Annotated in this window: 11 protein-coding genes and 1 tRNA gene; 5 read left to right on the forward strand and 7 right to left on the reverse strand. The window is 62.2% G+C overall.

Annotated features, from left to right (window positions below):
* Positions 1-10 precede the first annotated feature (10 nt).
* From selA to BLQ92_RS04865, 3 genes are all read left to right on the forward strand, one after another.
* Positions 11-1,549: an L-seryl-tRNA(Sec) selenium transferase gene (gene selA / locus BLQ92_RS04855; RefSeq protein ID WP_090682202.1), complete on the forward strand. Its 1,539-nt coding sequence runs from the start codon at positions 11-13 to the stop codon at positions 1,547-1,549.
* On the forward strand, positions 1,546-3,468 hold the full coding sequence (gene selB, locus BLQ92_RS04860; RefSeq protein WP_090682203.1) for a selenocysteine-specific translation elongation factor: 1,923 nt from the start codon (positions 1,546-1,548) through the stop codon (positions 3,466-3,468). Before selA ends, selB begins: the two co-directional genes overlap by 4 nt.
* A gap of 42 nt (positions 3,469-3,510) precedes the next feature.
* Positions 3,511-3,606, forward strand: a tRNA-Sec gene (locus tag BLQ92_RS04865).
* Positions 3,607-3,730: 124 nt separating this feature from the next.
* Here the strand turns inward: BLQ92_RS04865 and BLQ92_RS04870 are convergent.
* On the reverse strand, positions 3,731-4,660 hold the full coding sequence (locus BLQ92_RS04870; protein ID WP_090682205.1) for a LysR family transcriptional regulator: 930 nt from the start codon (positions 4,658-4,660) through the stop codon (positions 3,731-3,733).
* Positions 4,661-4,970: 310 nt separating this feature from the next.
* Here BLQ92_RS04870 and BLQ92_RS04875 point away from each other — a divergent pair, with 310 nt between their 5' ends.
* Entirely contained in the window at positions 4,971-6,779 is a 1,809-nt protein-coding gene (locus BLQ92_RS04875; protein WP_244106315.1) for an ATP-binding protein, read from the forward strand.
* 85 nt (positions 6,780-6,864) lie between these two features.
* Here the strand turns inward: BLQ92_RS04875 and BLQ92_RS04880 are convergent, their stop codons facing one another.
* The 3 genes from BLQ92_RS04880 to BLQ92_RS04890 all read right to left on the reverse strand — a co-directional run bounded on the left by BLQ92_RS04880 (position 6,865) and on the right by BLQ92_RS04890 (position 12,264).
* Positions 6,865-8,334 carry an ATP-binding protein gene (locus BLQ92_RS04880; protein WP_090682206.1) on the reverse strand — a complete coding sequence of 490 codons (1,470 nt, stop codon included), beginning with the start codon at positions 8,332-8,334 and terminating at the stop codon, positions 6,865-6,867.
* A gap of 160 nt (positions 8,335-8,494) precedes the next feature.
* The gene (locus tag BLQ92_RS04885; protein WP_090682208.1) at positions 8,495-9,535 is read right to left on the reverse strand and encodes an alpha/beta hydrolase; all 1,041 of its coding nucleotides are present in this window, start codon (positions 9,533-9,535) and stop codon (positions 8,495-8,497) included.
* A 224-nt stretch (positions 9,536-9,759) separates the two neighbouring features.
* Positions 9,760-12,264, reverse strand: a complete 2,505-nt coding sequence (locus tag BLQ92_RS04890; RefSeq protein ID WP_244896618.1) for an ATP-binding protein — start codon at positions 12,262-12,264, stop codon at positions 9,760-9,762.
* Between the two features lie 384 nt (positions 12,265-12,648).
* Between BLQ92_RS04890 and BLQ92_RS04895 the strand changes: the two genes are divergently transcribed.
* Positions 12,649-13,644 (forward strand): LysR family transcriptional regulator, encoded by a 996-nt coding sequence (locus BLQ92_RS04895; protein ID WP_090682211.1) that lies wholly within the window; start codon positions 12,649-12,651, stop codon positions 13,642-13,644.
* Positions 13,645-13,968: 324 nt separating this feature from the next.
* Here BLQ92_RS04895 and BLQ92_RS04905 read toward each other — a convergent pair whose 3' ends face one another.
* Genes BLQ92_RS04905 through BLQ92_RS04915 form a run of 3 tightly spaced genes read right to left on the reverse strand, consistent with a single transcriptional unit; the run spans position 13,969 to position 18,028 of the window.
* Positions 13,969-16,233 (reverse strand): xanthine dehydrogenase family protein molybdopterin-binding subunit, encoded by a 2,265-nt coding sequence (locus BLQ92_RS04905; RefSeq protein WP_090682215.1) that lies wholly within the window; start codon positions 16,231-16,233, stop codon positions 13,969-13,971.
* Positions 16,230-16,742: a (2Fe-2S)-binding protein gene (locus BLQ92_RS04910; protein ID WP_090682216.1), complete on the reverse strand. Its 513-nt coding sequence runs from the start codon at positions 16,740-16,742 to the stop codon at positions 16,230-16,232. Before BLQ92_RS04910 ends, BLQ92_RS04905 begins: the two co-directional genes overlap by 4 nt.
* Positions 16,739-18,028, reverse strand: a complete 1,290-nt coding sequence (locus BLQ92_RS04915; protein WP_090682218.1) for a c-type cytochrome — start codon at positions 18,026-18,028, stop codon at positions 16,739-16,741. Before BLQ92_RS04915 ends, BLQ92_RS04910 begins: the two co-directional genes overlap by 4 nt.
* Between the last annotated feature and the right edge of the window lie 58 nt (positions 18,029-18,086).

The following is an 18,086-nucleotide window of genomic DNA, read 5'->3' on the forward strand; positions in this document are numbered from 1 at the left end:
GATACATCGCGTGAGTGAAGTGCAGGGGAATCCGCTAAACACATTGCTGGCGCGTGTGCCGGCCGTCGAGCGCGTCATGTCGTGCGCCGCCGTCCAGCCATTGCTCGCGCAATACGGCCGTACCCAGGTGCTGGCCGCTGTGCGCGCGGCGCTGGACTCGCTCCGTCACGATCTGCAAGCGGGCGAATTCCAGATCGAGTCCGGCGCGGCTGCGCACGCCACGACCGGTATCACGCCTTCTCGCAAGGCGCCGGTAGAGGCAGACCGGGCGCCTGCAACGTCGCGGGCTGGCTTGCTGTTAGCGTCTGCGTGCGATGAAAGCCAGATCGCCGCGCAGGCCGCCGTGCTGTTGGCGCAGCGCGCCCAAAGCCGTCTGCGGACCGTGTTCAATCTCACGGGCACCGTCCTGCACACCAACCTCGGCCGTGCGCTGCTGCCCGACGAAGCCGTGCGCGCTGTTGTCGACGCGCTCACCAACCCGGTGAATCTCGAGTTCGATCTTGCGACCGGCGGCCGTGGCGATCGCGACGATCTGATCGAAGGCATCATCTGCGAATTGACCGGTGCCGAAGCCGCTACGGTGGTCAACAACAACGCAGCCGCCGTGCTGCTGACGCTTTCCGCGCTGGCGTCGAAGAAGGAAGTGATCGTGTCGCGCGGCGAACTGGTCGAGATTGGCGGGGCGTTCCGCATTCCCGACATCATGTCGCGAGCCGGTGCCCGGCTGCACGAAATCGGCACCACCAATCGGACCCATCTAAAGGACTACGAAGAAGCAATCGGTCCGCGAACTGCGATGTTGATGAAAGTCCACTGCAGCAACTATGCAATCAGCGGCTTTACGAAGACGGTCGAGCTCGATGAACTCGTGCCGCTCGCGCGGCGCCACGGCCTGCCGGTCGGAGTCGATCTGGGCAGCGGCACGCTGGTCGATCTGACCCAATGGGGATTGTCTCGTGAACCGACCGTGAGCGAGAATATTGCCGCCGGCGCGGATCTCGTGACTTTCAGTGGCGACAAGCTGCTCGGCGGTCCGCAAGCGGGGTTGATCGTCGGACGGGCGGATTTGATCCGCAAGATCAAGAAGCATCCGCTCAAACGCGCGTTGCGCGTCGGCAAGCTCACGCTCGCGGCGCTTGAGCCGGTATTGCGTCTTTATCAGGCACCCGAGTTCCTGCGCGAACGGCTGATGACGTTGCGTCTGCTCACCCGGCCCGTGGCCGAGATGCGCGGCTTCGCGGAGCGTGCGCTGCCGATCCTGCAGCGCGCACTCGGGGATAGCTTCAGCGTGAGCGCGGAACCGATGTTCAGTCAGATCGGCAGCGGGGCGTTGCCCGTCGAGCAGTTGCCGAGCTACGGGCTGGTGGTGCGTCATGCAGCGGGAAAACGCAGCGGCCGCGCTTTAATGACGCTTGAGAAGGCGCTGCGCGCATTGCCGCGTCCAGTGATTGGCCGTATCGCGGACGATGCCTTGCAGCTCGACCTGCGCTGCCTGGAAGCCGCAGATGAAGCCGCGTTCCTCACGCAATGTGAGGCGTTGCACGCATGATCGTAGGTACAGCTGGGCATATCGATCACGGCAAGACGACCCTCGTGCGTGCGCTGACAGGTGTCGATACCGACAGGCTCAAGGAAGAAAAGGCGCGCGGTATCTCGATCGAACTCGGTTATGCGTACACGCCGCTCGCCAACGGCGAGGTGCTCGGCATGATCGATGTCCCGGGTCACGAGAAACTGGTGCATACGATGGCCGCAGGCGCATGCGGCATCGACTTCGCGCTGCTGGTGATCGCCGCCGATGACGGCGTGATGCCGCAAACGCGCGAACATCTGGCGATTTTGCAACTGCTCGGCGTGACCCATGGCGCGGTGGCGTTGACCAAAACCGACCGGGTCGATGCGCCCCGGCTTGCCCAGGTGCGCGCGGAAATTGAAGCCTGGCTGGCGGCAACGCCACTCGCGCAGGCACCTTTGTTCGAAACTAACGCCACCCGGCCGGACGATACGGGCGTGGCGCAGTTCAAAGCGTACCTGCACGAAGTCGCGATGACGTGGCATGCGCGCCGCGATGACGGTCTGTTTCGCCTCGCGATCGATCGTGTGTTCACGCTGGCCGGGCAAGGCACGATCGTGACGGGCACGGTGTTCGCCGGGCGCGTGAGCGTAGGCGATACGCTGCGGCTCGCGCCGGCCGCGACGCCGGTACGCGTGCGCAGCATTCATGCGCAGAATCGCGCGGCCGAGACGGGCCATGCTGGACAGCGCTGTGCACTGAACCTCGCGGGGATCGACAAGGACGCGATTGCGCGTGGCGACTGGATTGTCGATGAGCGGCTTGCCGAGCCGTCGGAGCGGCTCGATGTCGAACTCACGCTGTTGGCCGATGCCGGACTGACGCTGCAGCATTGGAGTCCGTTGCATGTGCATATCGGCACCCTGCACAGGGTCGCGCATGTGGCGCTGCTGGATGGCGACACCCTGTCCGCCGGGCAGGCCGCGCGCGTACAGCTCGTGTTCGATGAACCGGTATGCGCCTTGCCAGGCGATCGCTTTATTGTGCGTAATGCGCAGGCGAGCCGCACGGTCGGCGGTGGCCGGGTACTCGATCCGTTCGGTCCGGCGCGCAAACGGCGCACGCCGGAGCGGCGCGCGTGGCTCGATGCGCTGCGAGTCTGGCTGGACGAGGGCACCATCGAACCGCTGCTCGAACAGGCGCCGCGCGGCATGCTGCGTTCGACGCTGATGCATCTGACCGGGCTGCCCGCTTCGCTATTGAGCGTGCCGGACACGACGCTGATCGTTCCGCTGAACGGCAAGACGGCCGATGACGCGGTGATACTCCTGCGGCGTCATTGGGACCGTCTTGCAGTGCAGATCGTGAGCGTTTTGCGGCAGTTTCACGAACGTATGCCCGACGAGCAAGGCCCGGACGCTGCGCGCCTTCGGCGCATGGCGGCACCGCTCCTGGCGGAGGGCGTGTGGCGCGCGTTGATCGACGCGCTGGTGGCAGAGGGCAGGGTGGTGAGGAGCGGTGCGTGGCTGCATTTGCCGGAGCATACGGTGTCGCTCGATGCGAGCGAAGAGGCGTTGGCCGCGACGCTACTGCCTCTGATCGCCCAAGGCCGCTTCGATCCTCCGTGGGTGCGTGATCTGGCGAGCGCGACTCAAGCGCCGGAAGACAAGGTTCGGCAGCTCCTGCGCAAACTGGCGCGGAGAGGTGCTGTCTATCAGGTGGTGCGGGACCTGTTCTATCACCCAGATACGGTGCGCGAGCTGGCGGGTCTGGTGGCCTCGCTTGCGCTGGAACAGGGTGGGGTGCTGGGCGCGTCGGCGTTCCGCGATGCGAGTGGTTTGGGCCGCAAGCGTGCGATCCAGATTTTGGAGTTCTTCGATCGCGTTGGGTATACTCGGTTTCAACGTGATCTTCGCTTCGTGCGCGCTGATAGCCGCTTGCTTGAAGGGCTTTGAACGCATCCTGGCTGATGCGTTGGTTGTTCATCTTTCCATGATGGAAGGCATTCGCATCCGGTGGTGCGGCTGGGCTTCAAACCCAGTAGGGGGTGTCAGACGCTCCCTGGTAGGTTCGACTCCTGCTGCCTTCCGCCAGTCAAGGCTTCCGGGTAATTCCGATATCTTCCGCAGACATCCTCCTGGCTGCTGATTTTAGAGCGGTTTATGGGAACCCCCACTTTGCCATCTTCGAGGCTACGAGCCGCGCTGTGTAGCTTATCTATACTTGACCCGCCCACTTAGTCTGATGCGTCGTCGTCCCCGCGCCGGCAATTTCTTCAATCAGATAATCGACGAACGAGGCTATTCGCGAAGAAACCGCTGTATTGCGATAGTACACAGCATGGATCGGCTGTCGAACATCTTTAGTCTGAGAAGCCAGGATCTGAGTAAGGCGCCCTGCTTCGCGGTCTCGGTCGGTCATAAAATCCGACAGGCAGACTATACCGACGCCTTCGAGCGCCAATTGACGAATCGTCTCGCCACTCGACGAACTAGCCACGGGTTCTATACGAAAAGACTCACCGTCGGTCCCGAACAACGGCCATACGTTGAGCGACTCCGGTTGTGTGAAACCGAGCAGGGCGTGATTGTCAAGATCAGAAACCTCGCATGGACACCCGTGCGCTTCAAGGTATTCCCGGCTCGCAAGAACACGCATGCGGCTGCTGCCAATGAGGCGACTGTGCAGCGTCGAATCCTTGAGTTGACCAATCCGGATCGCGACGTCGGTCCGACTTTCAAGCAGATCGATGATGTTGTCGTTCGTGTTCAGTTCCAGGTGAACGTGCGGATAACGCTTGCGGAACCCTTTCACAAGCGGGGCAATCACGTGCAGCATAAAGGGCGATGCGGCATTGACCCGCAAGAGTCCCGACGGATTCTCACGCCGTGCGACCATCTGCTCTTCAGCGTTCTCGACCGAATCGATGATGGAGCGAGCGTGTTGAAGGAAAACACGCCCTTCCTCGGTCAGCACCATCCTGCGCGTATTTCGACGCATTAACGTCGTTTTCAGCTTTTCTTCGAGACGCCCCAACGTGCGGCTCGTTGCCGACACCGTCTGCTCCAGCTGCCGGGCGGCCGCTGTCATCGACCCGGTATTGGCTACGGCGGTGAAAGCTTCCAGTTCGTCGAGGGTGATGTTCATTGTTGATCTTTGTTCAAAAGAGATTTGTTCATGGACCCGTATCTCGACGCGTGTAAAGCGGGCACACTCGCAGCGTGGTGTTGCAAAAAAAATGATGTGGCACGCGCGGCTCTCAGACGACAGGCGCGCTCACGCTCAACAAAAAACATTCCCATTAACGTCGGGCTCGAAAGCCCACGGAATTCGGCGTTTGCCTGCTTACGCTGCGACCGGTCGTGCTTTTTCAGACCCGTGTGCCTACTGTCTGTATGCGATCAGATATTGGTGCAAACGGATACAAGGATCTGCCTCCTCAAATACGAGCAAGAAGATGACGGATTCCAATCGACGTACGAACTCCGGTGCTGACGTGATCGAGTTGGGCCGCTTCCAAATCGATCTAGGAATTCGGGCGTTGCACCAGGGCGGCCAAATTGTACCCTTGGGATCGCGCGCCTTCGAGATTCTTGCCGTGCTCGCTTCCGCTGCCGGGCGGATCGTGACGAAGAGCGAATTGATGGACGCGGTCTGGCCGAAGACCGTGGTTGACGAATGCAATATCCATGTTCAACTGTCCGCGCTGCGTAAAGCACTTGGTGCGGACCGCGGCCTGATCGTCACCATCCCTGGTCGCGGCTATCACCTGAATCAACGACCACGGGCCATTCGGGGGGCAGTGGCCGACTCCCGAGCATCGCTTAAACCTGGCTTGGCGGTCCGCGACATGGAATTAACCGGTCGCGATACCGCCGTAGGTGAAATCCGCACGTTGCTCCAAACCGCGCATCTGTTGACGCTGGTGGGTGCAGGCGGGATTGGCAAGACGAGCCTCGCCAAAGAGATAGCGCGCCGCGTCGCGGACGGCTTCTCCGGAACGGTGTGTTTCGTCGAATTGGCCACCGTAAGCACTCACGATGCGGTCTTGCTCAAGATCGCAGAAGCATGCGCGCTGCGCAGTCCCGACGCGGCGATCGAGATCACGCAATTTGCTGCGGCACTTTCCAGTAAAAAGATGCTGCTGGTGCTCGACAACGCTGAGCATGTGATCGACGCGGTTGCCTGGATAGTCGACGGGCTCATAGCGGCCTGCGAGCACCTGCGTGTGCTTGTCACGAGCCGCGAACCGCTGCGTATCATGGGGGAGACGATCTACAAGGTTGAGCCACTCGATGTCCCTACCCCGGGTTCGACCGAGGACGAGATTTTGGGGTGCTCAGCAGTCCGACTTTTCTTGTTGCGCGCGAATACGCTACAACGAAGTAGGGATGTGGTCGGCGCGAATGTTCATCTTGTCGGCGAGGTCTGCCGTCGACTCGACGGCCTTCCGTTGGCGATAGAGTTGGCAGCGTCACGGGTGGAAGCGTTAGGTTTGCAGCAGGTTCATCGCTACCTGAACGACCGCTTTTCATTGCTTACGGGCGGCTACCGAACCGCGCTTCCCCGCCATCAAACCTTGCGCGCGACTTTCGACTGGAGCTTCTCCCTGCTGAATCCGGCAAGTCAGCTACTCTTCGGGCGTCTCGCGGTATTCAGCGGTGGCTTTAATTTCGAGGCGATGTGCGGGGTGGTATGCGACGAAAATTATGCTGTAGCGGACGCGATCAGCTGCATTAACGATCTGGTGGCGAAATCGCTGGTCAACGTTGAGTTCGACGGACCAGTAAGCCTCTATCGCCTGTCCGAATCGACGCGTGCCTATGCGCTTGAAAAGCTCCTCGCCGAAGGCGAGCAGAAGCTGATCGCTGTGCGACATGCGTCTTACCTTTCTCGTTGCTGGCACCCGCAATCGACCGGCCGCCCTTCCGATCCATCCGGCCGGGAGGCGGATCTCAATGAGTGGCTGGAGAATGCACGCAGTGCTTTCGATTGGGCGTTCTCTGCGCAAGGCGATGTCCAGGTCGGCGTGGGGCTGGCCGCAAGTCTCGCAGAAGTGCTACTCGAGACGGGACTGATCGATGAATGTTGCATGCGCGCCGAGCGGGCCATTAATTCACTGAATGAATTGCGTCCGGCATCGATCGACACTCGTGCGGAAATGCGGCTGCTTGCTACGCTCGCCTCTGCATTGCCTTATGCTGGCGGGCACGTCTCGAGGCCGGTGGAACATCGCGCGACCATCAAGGCGCGGCAGTCGGCGTGAAGCAGTCTTTCAACTGCCTCGCGACAAAGTGATGCCTCTGACCCTGTCTCGCTGGGTTTGAACTGCCGGAGATTCATCCACATTGTCACGCGGCCAGCAAATCCGCCGGCGCGTCAGCAATGGCCAGCTCACGGTTGGAGCGTGCGTCGGCATTCATCGAAAAATATTGCGCGTAGCGCGACGCAATACGCGACATGTCGGCTTTCTCGCGCAGCTTGTCGGCGGCGTAAGCGCGGGTGGATTCGAACAGCCGATACTTTGCTTCCGATTCGTTGAGACTGACATTGACAAGCGATTTCGCGACCAGCTCGCCTATTCCATCGATCACGTCCTCTTCCGACAGTTCCGTATCACACACGACGGCGCGCATCGACTCGAAGGTGAACGGGTTGTTGAATAGGGAGAGTCGCTGGAACAGGCATTGAGCGGTTTCGCTTAATAGCGCAAAGCTCGCATCAAAGGTGGCGCGCAACGTTCGGTGGCGCGGCATCGCGGTGCGGTAGCCGCCTGTCAGGATCGCCAGCCGGTCATCCAGTCGGCGACGCACGCCTTCGACACCCAGCGCTTCCACCCTGGCCGCGGCCAACTCGATGGCCAGCGCAATGCCGTCCAGTCTGCGGCAAATTTCGCCAATCAGACAGATTTCGCTGTAATCGGTGCGGACATTGGCCGGGAGCGAGTTCGCGCGCTGAATGAATAGGTCGACGGCGGGACTTTGCAGAATGTCTTCGTGGTCGGAATGGGTTTTCGGCAGCGCCAATGGGTCGACTTTGAAGAGCACCTCCGAACGGATGCGCAATGGCTCTCTACTCGTGACCAGCACTCGGAGCGCATTGTTTCCCGCGAGCAACGGCTCGATGATTTCCGCCACGCTGCCGACAACATGTTCTGCGTTGTCGAGGAACAGCAGTCGCGGCGTTTCAGAGAGGGCCGCCGCGAGTGCGGGGACGGTGACGCTCGCGCTGTCTACGGGGAGCTGACAGCTTTCGGCGATCGCGCGCAGCACCGCTTCTTGGGTGTTTAGCGCAGTCAACTCGACGAACGACACGAGTCCATCGAACTGGGATGCCATCTGATGCGCCACTTCAATCGCGAGACTTGTCTTGCCAACGCCACCCGTGCCGGTGAGTGTCAAAACCTGCGAGCACGCCAGGGCTTCGCACAATTGGCGGGTCGCGGTCTCCCGTCCGACTAGCGCGGCCCGACGGGCCGGCAGGGAGGGTTTCATCGTCGACATTGCCCGAGGTTGTTCCGGCGCCGAAGGGATCGGAGGCTGTGCCAATTGATACCCGCGGCCAGGTACGGTAACGATGAGGTCCCGATCTGCACCGAGTGCCTTGCGAAGGGCAGACAAGTGCACATCGATATTGCCTTCTTCGACGATGATGCCTGGCCATACTGCCTTCATCAGTTCGTCTCGTGTCACGAGGCGTCCATGTGCGGATACGATCACTGCCAGAATGTCGAAGGCGCGGGACCCGAGGCGGACATACTCGCCATCCAGCCGCAAGCGGCGCATCCCCAGATCAATCTCGAAGCGTCCCAGTTTCATCATGATGCAATGCCCCAATCAAGGAAAGTAACTACGTTCTGCGCGGCCTGGTGAGCTGCTGGCGCGTCGACCCGTTGCAGGACGGACCAGGTGCTGATGGACTTCATCGAATCAAGCGGCGATCGCATCTTTTTCTGATGACATGCAAATCGCGTTTGTGCCTTTAGGAAAGCACTTGGCTCGCTGCAAGTCGCAGCGACCTTTTTAACGTGGTGCACGCTTGCGTGAGCGCGGCGTCCGTGAGGAACGTGTCGGCGAGTCCCTCGAGGACGACAAAGTCATGGATCGTGCCGAGATAGCGGGTCGCGTTGACCTGAACACCGGCGCGCATCAGGTTGCGTGCGTAGGCCTCGGCGTCGTCCCGTACCACGTCGTGTTCGGCCGTGATGATCAGGGCAGCCGGGAGGCCTTCAAGATCGGCGGTCGTAGCATGGAGGGGCATCGCCGTCTTGTCGGTCAGGCGTTCGGTGGGGAACTGCGCGCGAATGAACGATTGCAAGGCAAGGGCAGTCAATCCGGGGCCGTCAGCGTATCGGTTGTAAGAGCCAGACGTCATGTTTGCCGACAGAATCGGGCAGAACAGAATCTGCAGCGCGACGCGCGGGCCGCGCCGCACCTTGGCCAGCAACGTGATGACGGCAGCCATATTGCCGCCAGCGCCATCGCCGGCAACGGCTATCGCCCGGCTATCGATTCCAAGCGAACTGGCATGCTCGATAACGTAGATCAACGCGGCATAGGCCTGCTCGTTCTGCGTGGGGTAACGTGCTTCCGGTGTCCGCGTGTACTCGACGAATACGACTGCCGCCTCGGCCTGCACCGCCAGCCGGCGAATCAGTCGATCATGGGTGATGCGGTCGCCCATGCTCCATCCGCCGCCGGGAAAATACACGACGGCGGGCAGCGCGGAGGAAGCGCCGAGCGGGCGCACGATGCGAACGTCGACCGAACCCGTCGGGCCGATGGGCAGCGTCAGATCTTCTGTGGTAACGGGAAACGGTTCGGAGGATTGAGCTTGCCGCGGGTCGGACTCGTCCGAAGACGCCGGACGTTGAAGAAGCAATCGATCGGGATGTTGGCCCGCCTCTGCGACGAGATCGAGAAATTGCTGGGTCTCGGGATCCAGGACCGGGTGTGCCGACGACGGCTTCACCAGAGTCGATGTCGAGCCCTGGGATGTGCCGGTGGAAGCGGGTTGATTCATGACGTGGGTTCCGATGAGAAGGGCCGTTGTGGATGCTCGCGATCGACACCTTGCGCTGCTCTCCGTAGAGCGTGGGTCGATCTGCCAATCACGAACACTCCGTCTGCAGCTATTCTCATGCGGACACCCGCCAAGGCGTCAGTTAAGCTTTGCTAAGAACTGTTATCAGCCCGCCAGACGGGCTTCTCCGGCCAAGTGAGCGCGCCGAGCGAGGTGGCAGGGAGTCATGCCGCGGCGAACTCACCAGGTCTCGTTCCACTGGCGCCAGGCCGTTCGTGCAGGCGGTCGCGGAGCCATGAGGGCTGGTCGAGGCGACCCTGCGCGATCAGTGCGTCGACGCAAGCCTCGGAGTTGGCGCTCGCGAATAGCTCCAGTTGCATGACGGTGGCGTCCCGTACGACGATTTGCCGCCCTTCCAGCAGGTGTTCGAACCCCTCCGCCCATTTATCCCAGTGCGACAGCCCGCGTTTGCGGGTCCGTTCGCGCAATTTGCCGGTGAGCTCGCGTGCCATCGCCGTGTTGCCTTCCCATAGCATGATCGGGATTGAGCCGATCGCGAGTCCATAGCAAATCGATAGATCGTGGTCGATTGCCAACGCCAGTTCCGCGCACTCGCGGGCGAGTGCCGCAGCCTCACCGGTTGATCCCTGCAGCCACAGTATGCGCATCTGGAGGGACATCGAGGCGATTCGGCCGTCGACCTGCGCGTGGTTCGCATGATTCGCCCGAATGGGATCTTCGTCGCGAGCGATGACGTCTTCGATCAAAGACCGCGCTTTGACTTGATTCCCCAGAAAATGATGCGATAGGGCCAACATATGATCGGCGGTCTGTGAGGCAGAGAAATCGCCGGTTCCAGACGCGAGGTCGCTGAATTGTTCGGCCAGTTGCAAGCTTTCCGAATAGCTTCCCGCCAGGATGCGCTGGGCCCAGATTCCCCACAACGTCCGCAACGCCATTCCCACGTCGTTCAGACGCGTGGCCGCTTCATAGGCGTGCTCGAAGGCGTGCGCCATGGCGCTTGTCGGTCCACGCGTATGCCACAGGGCATGGCCATAAGCCGCGAGCAATTCGATGTGCTGGGGCGTGCCCGCCAGATCGGAGCCCTCCGCGGCGGCGATGGCGTGCTCGGCCATCGCGAGGAACTCATGGGGCAGGGACAGGTGGAACCATAGTGGCGCAGTCACAATCACCAGCCTGATGGCGAGGGTAGGATCGCCTTCCTGACGCGACGCCCAGTCGAACGCGGCCCGGATATCGTCGATACGTCGGCTGTGAATGGCGAGCCATTCGCGGGGTGCCTTACCTTCCCAGGCCGCTGCGGGATCCGCAAAGATCTGGCAGCAATGTTCCGCGTGCCGGGCCCTCACCGCGTCGACCTCGTTGGCCTCTACGAGGCGCAAGTGCGCATAGTGGCGAGTGGTGTCCAGCAGCCGGTAAGGTAAGGGCGATCCGTTGACGTCGCAGGACACCAGCGATTTGGCGATCAGGCCCGTCGTGGCATCGAACACGGCGAGATCGTCGAGTTCCGGGCAGCTCGCGACCGCGGCCGCCTCGCTCATGTCGAAGGACGCACGCATGACGGACAGGCGCCGCAGAACCTGCTGCTCCTGTGGCTGCAGCAGTTCATAACTCCAATCCAGCGTCGCGCGCAGTGTTTGCTGCCGGGGTAGCGCGGTTCGGCGGCCTTGGGTGAGCAACGCGAAGCGGTCGTCGAGGCGCGCGGAAATGGCGTGGACATCCATCAAGCCGACCCGGGCCGCTGCGAATTCGATCGCCAGCGGGATGCCGTCGAGTCTGCGACAGATGTCGCACACCGCCGTGACATTCGATTCCGTCAACGCAAATGAATCGTTCGCGGCCTTGGCGCGGTCGTGAAACAACGCGATAGCGGGATATTCCCCCGCTTCGTCCGTACTGAGTTGCGTGCCCGATCCCGGTGAGGGTAGTGCCGCGAGCCGGTGTACCGACTCGCCGTCTGCCCGCAGCGGCTCCCGGCTCGTGACGAGCAGATGGACGCCAGGTGAGCCCTGTAGCAACTGTTCAGCCAGTTCGGCGACGGCGTCGATCAGGTGCTCGCAGTTATCGAGCACCAACAGCACAGGCGTGTTGCCAAGTGCCTTGATCAGATCCGGAACGGGATCCCCGCTGAAAACGGCGACGCCTACGGCGGAAGCCACCGTACTGGCCGCGCTGGAGGTCTCCGAGACGGGGGCAAAATTGACGAAGAGGGCGCGGGTGCCGGTGTGCTCGGAAAAACGATGGGCGATGGCTAACGCGACGGTCGTCTTCCCCATTCCGCCGGGCCCGGTGATTGTCAGAAAGCGTCGCACGGGAAGCTGATCCGTCAGGCCCGCAATGACGTCGTCGCGACCGATCACGCGTGCCAGGCTGACCGGCAACGTTCGAGCGTCGCCAGGGGGGGGCGCGGCAAAGGCGCGTGAAACGGACTTCGTCACCGGCACAGCAAACCGGTAGCCGCGCCCTGTCTCGTTGACGACATAGCGGACTCCGCCGTTGCTGTCGCCCAATGCCTTACGCAACGCCGACATATGCACGCGGAGGGCGCCTTCGTCGACCACGCTGCCGGCCCACACGCGATCGCACAGTTCCCGTGTGGACATCAGCTGGCCGGCGCTTTCGACCAGCACAACCAGAATGTCGAGGGCACGGCTGCCCAGCCGGACGGGTTCGCCATCTTTCGTCAGGGCGCGCTGCGGGAAATGCAAGATGAAGGGGCCGAACGTCAGGCTGTACGAGGAGGTCATCAAACTACCCTTACGTGTGTAGTGGTCGCCAGTAGTGGCAACGCTTCCGGAGCACGGCATCCGGAAAAATATTGCATGATTGCGGAACCCCGCGCTGCCGCCAAGTTAAAAGATCTGAAATCGAACGCGGCGGCAACGCGCCGAAGCCCGCTGGATCGATCGATTCGTGCGGCTACCCCGCCTCTCCTCGAGCAGACCAGGCAGCGGTTGCCGACAGATCCGAAACACGCGCTTTTTCGCCCGCTATGCGCGGCTAGCAAAACTTAACACCACGTAACTCGCATTCGAGGAGGCGTCAGCTCACTATTCGGTCCATGCATTCTGTCCTTTGACGCGGAGATAATCATGGAACGTCTGAAAGCACTGCAGATTTTTAAAGCCGTGGTGGACCACGGTAGTTTCACCAAGGCGGCCGATGCCGCCAACGTAGGCGTTCCCTCCGTGAGCCGGGCGGTGCAGGATCTGGAGGCACTCCTCGGCGTGCAACTTTTCAATCGAACCACCCGGAAGGTGTCGTTGACATCGGTCGGGCATACGGTGCTTGAACACGCCACCGGGGTTCTGGACTGTTACGAAGACCTTGCACGGGTCAGCAACGATATCGCGCTCGATGTTTCGGGGGATCTGCGTGTCGAGGTTTCCGTCCTGTTCGGCATGAGCCGGCTTGCACCGGTTCTGTCGAGCTTCATGCGCGAGTATCCCAAGGTGCGAGTGGATACGCGCCTCGTGGATAACAGTGTCGAGACGTTGGGCGATCTGGCCGATCTTTCCATTGTCGTCGGCAGATCCGCTCCTTCCACATGTGTTGCACGCTCGCTTGCCGCAACGCGCCTGGGCATCTACGCAAGCCCGAAGTTTCTGGACAGCGCCGGCATGCCCGTGCATCCGGATGATGTGCGCCCGGATCTGTGCATGGCGGTTATGGCCGGGTCGCATCAAGCTTCATGGCAGCTTACCCATTCATCGACGGGCGAGTGCTCGGGACTCAGCGCCCGCAGCGCATTTCGCACCAATTGCCCGAGCGCACTGATTTCTGCCGCGGTCGACGGCCTGGGCGTGGTGATCGTGCCGGAGCAGATCGCGCGTATTCCGGAATCGCGTGGCGAACTGGTTCGTATTCTGACCGATTGGCAAGCACCGCCGCTGGAGACCCAGTTGTTGTACCGGTCGCGACGTAACCAGCCCATGCGCGTGCGCAGACTGATTGATCACCTCGTCCGCTACTTTAGCGAGAATGCCGATTTCGATTTCGATTCCGACCCGGCACCGTTCAGGCCGTTGTCATCCCCCCACCTGATCCCCGCAGAGGCAGGCGTGCACCACGCCTTGCTGGCGGCTTGAATTCCTATTGATCCGAAGGAGCCAACTTATGAAACCTAGCGCCATCTCGCGAATACTTGGAATAACGGCACGTGATTATGGCCTGCTCCAAGGCGCAGGAGATCGAGACGCTGCGTCACGATATGTGCCCGCACCGGGCGATGCCATACGAACGAAGGAGGCACGTCATGACCGAAATCCACAGGCCGCCAGCCAGGATTGTTCACGAGAATGTCGGTCTGTGGCATGGCTTGCGCCAGCGCGTCTCGGCCCTCGCGCGTGCCGAGGTTGCCGGCAACGCCCTGCAGTTTCGCTCGAGGCACTGGGCGGCACTTCGGGGACTCGCTATGCCTCTATTTGACGGCGCAAACCGTCGCCGCCCAACGGCATGTCGCGCAAGCGCTTTCCGGTCGCGTCGAACAACGCGTTGCCGAGCGCACCGGCGGTCGGTCCCATCGACGCTTCCGCTGCGCCCAGAAACGGCGCGCCGGGGCGATTGATCAGATGGACGTTAATACTGCGCGGCACGGCGGAGTAACGCAGAATTGGATAACTACTCCAGTCGAAGCTTCTGATCCGCTCCCTATCGAACTTCAATTCTTCGTAGAGCGTCCAGCTGGCCGATTGCACGATGCCGCCTTCGATCTGATTGCGGATACCGTCAGGACTGACGATCTGTCCGGCGTCCACCGCCACTTCGGCGCGCTCCAGGGTAACCTGGCCGGTTTCGGGCACGACGGAAATCTCGACGGCGATCGCCACGTAAGCCATCAGGTTCTTGTACTTGCCGAACGCGAAGCCGACACCATGATTGGCCTTGCGCGGCGGCCTCGGCCAGCCGAATTTTTCGGCCACCAGCTTAATGACGTCACGGGCGCGCGGATCCTGCATATGCTTGAGCCGGAAGGCGACCGGATCGACACCGGCGGCGGCGCTCAATTCGTCCATGAACGTCTCGATTGCGAAGACGTTCATGTGCGCGCCGAGCGAGCGCATGGCCGACGAGTGCAACGGCATGGTCGGCGAAAAATTGTTCATGATGTGCATGTTCGGCAGCGCATACAGCGGAATCGCGTTGCGGTCGCCGCCGCCTTCGGGTTGCAGCATCGGCGTTGACGGCGCGGGCACGAACGGCTTCTCCAGCAACTGCGCCGGAATCAGACGCCCGGCGTTCACAATCCGCTCGTTGTGCGAACTGCTCCACAGCGCATAGTTCCAGTCGACGATCATGCCGCTCGCGTCGAGCGAAGCGCTTACTTCGGTCACCATGGCGGGCGTGAAATGGTCCCAAGTATGTTCCTGCTCGCGCATCCATTGCACACGCACCGGCAGGCCGCCGGTTTCAAGCGCGATCAACGCGGCGTGCGCGGCCACGTCGTCCGCGCCGTTGTGGCCGTAGCAGCCCGACCCTTCGACGTGAATGCAGCGTACCTTGTCCTTGGGCAGCGACAACATTTCCGCGAGCCCGTCGCGCAGCGGATAGACACCTTGCGAGTGCGTCCAGACGGTCATGACGCCGTCCTTGAACACTGCCACCGAGCAGGATGGGCCGATCGAGCCGTGCATCATGTAGCGCTTGCTGTATTTCGCGCTGAGCGTTTTCACCGGCGTGCCGGCCGCATTGTGCGTGTTCGCGATCTCGATGTGTTCGGTGGAGATCTGTTTCAGATCGCGATGCACGGTGGCGGGATCGGGCAAGACACGCCCGGCGCTCCAGTGGCTTCCCGCGGCCAACGCGCGCTGCGCCTGGACGGCTTGCCATTCCCCTTTGGCGACCACGGCCAGCATGTTGCCGTTCCTGATCACCTTGACGACGCCCGGCATCTTCAGGATTTCGGGCGTATTGGTGTCGATCAGCTTCGCGTCGTAGACGGGCGGCATCACCACACGGGCATGCAACATGCCCGGCAGCAACATGTCCTGAACGTAGCTCGGGCCGCCGGTCACTTTGCCGGGAATATCCACACGCGGCAATGACGTGCCGATCGTGTCGAACGTCGTGGGGCTCTTTAACGGTGAAGTCGGCGACGCCATGCGATGCAGGTCGACGAGACTCACCGCTTCGCCGTAAGTCATGCTGCGGCCGTCCGGCGCCTTGATGATCGCGTTATGCGCGCTCAAGGTCTGGCTGTCGACGCCGAAATGCCCGGCGGCAGCGTCGATCAGCAGACCCCGCACTTGCGCGGACGCGTTCAGCAACGCGCTGCCGCTGTCCGCCATCGTATGACTGCCGGCCGTGAGCCCTTCGTCGGGCGAGGCACCGGTGTCGGCAGTCAGGAAAGTGATGAGCGACGGCGCCATATCCAGCTCTTCGGCGGCGACTTGCAGCAGCGCGGTACGCACGCCCGTGCCCAGTTCCACCTTGCCGGTGTAGACGGTGACCTTGCCTGCCGCATCGATCTTGATCCACGCGTCCAGATAGGGATTGGTCTTCAGACTGCCGGCGAGCGCCTGGGTCGCTTTGCCGATATGCACCGCGGCGCCTTCGTCGGCGATCACTTCCTGTGCCATGGCCGAGACGCCGGGAAACAGACTGAAGCTCACCACGAGCGCGCCGGACATCATGAAGCGGCGGCGTCCCTCGTTGATTTCTTCCTCTTTGACGCTCATTGCGTGCCTCCGTGACTGACCGCACCTTGGGATGAGGCCGACGTCGCGCCGGCGGCCGGCAGGTGCGCCACTTTGCGGATCGCGGCCAGGATGCGCGTGTGTGTGCCGCAACGGCAGAGGTTCGGTTCCATGTGGGCGAGGAGTTCGCGTTCGGTCGGCCGCGGATTGCGTTCGAGCAACGCTTGAGCGCGCATGATCATGCCGGCGATGCAGTAGCCGCACTGCACAGCCTGATGGTCGATGAAGGACTTCTGCAGCGGACCGGGATGCTCGGCCGTGCCGAGACTCTCGATCGTGCGCACCGGCCGCTTGCCGACCGCTGAGACGGGCATCAGGCACGAGAACACGGCTTCGCCGTCCACGATCACGGTGCATGCGCCGCATTGTCCGAGTCCGCAGCCGAACTTCGCACCATGAAGTTGCAAGTCGTTGCGCAGCGCGTAAAGCAGCGGCGTGGCCGGATCGATATCGAGGGCATGTTGCACGCCATTGACGGTAAGGTTGATCATCGCGCGTTGTTCTCCTGTCTGACTTTTGCCACCATCGTCTCGACGTCCTGCCACGGCCCGCGCTGCGAATAGGTCGCGCGAATGTAGGACGCGAGATCGGCGATCTGCTGGTCGTTGTAAACCTGGTTGAAGGCGGGCATGTAGTTCATGCTGTCCTCGCCATGCCAGCCGTTGCCGCTCAGTATCATCTGGACCGCGTTACGCGGCGTCGCGGCATTGACGGCGGTGCTGAATGCGAGCGTGGGGCGCTCGCCGATCGACTGCATCGGCGCAGCAGGGCCGTGGCATTGCGCACACGATGCAGCGAACAAGGCCGCGCCGCGTTGCGCTTGCGGCGAGTTGCCGCCTTGAGCGGCGATATCGGCCGTGGCGTGCGCTGCGGCCGGCTGCGGCTTCTGGATCGACAGGATGTACGCGGCAATCGCCTGTACGTCTTCTTCAGGCACGGTGGCGAGATCGCGCGTGACGGGCAACATGGGGCCGGCGGCTGCACCGTGTTCGCTGGCGCGGCCGGTGCGCAGATACATGACGAGCTGCTGCTGGGTCCACGGTTTGGGTGCCGCGCCCAGTGCGGTGAGCGCAGGCGCTTCCCAGCCGTCGACAATGCCGCCGCCGAAGGCCTGCCCCGACTTTTCGCCGCCGATTGCATTGAGCGGTGAATGGCACGACGCGCAGTGGCCAAGGCCATCCACCAGCAGCTTGCCGCGGTTCCGCTGGGCGTCCTTCGAGGCGTCCGCCTGCTGTGCGCCGGGGTGCAGGAACAACACGTTCCAGAAAGCCAGCAAGGGTCTGAAGTTCAGCGGGAAAATCAGGTCGTTGGCCGGGGCGGTCGCGCTGACCGGTTCGCGTGTCATCAGATACGCGTAGGCCGCTGAAATGTCGCCATCGGACATGCGCGTGAAGTGAATATACGGAAACGCCGGATACAGCAGGTGCCCGTCGCGAGCGACGCCGTAACGCACCGCGCGCGTGAAGGCTTCAAGCGACCAGCTGCCGATGCCGGTTTCGACGTCGGGCGTAATGTTGGTGGCGTAGATGGTGCCGAACGGCGTGGCGAGCGGCAGGCCGCCGGCGAACGGCTGGCCGCCCTTCGCGGTATGGCAGACGATGCAATCGCCGAGCGCGACTACGCGCGCGCCGGCGAGCTTTGTTTGCGCGTCGAACGATGAAGCTGCAGGAGGACTGATCGGGGCGATGGCAGGCCTCCACATCAGCAGCGTAGCGACGATCAGCGCGGCCACGATGACCACCCCGCCCACCGTCAGCCATTTAGACTTGCGAGTCATTCACGCACCTATCAGAGAAGTCTTGAATCGAAGATGCCGCACGGACTACGCCGGGTGC

This window comes from Paraburkholderia phenazinium (genome assembly GCF_900100735.1).
Lineage (GTDB): Bacteria > Pseudomonadota > Gammaproteobacteria > Burkholderiales > Burkholderiaceae > Paraburkholderia > Paraburkholderia phenazinia.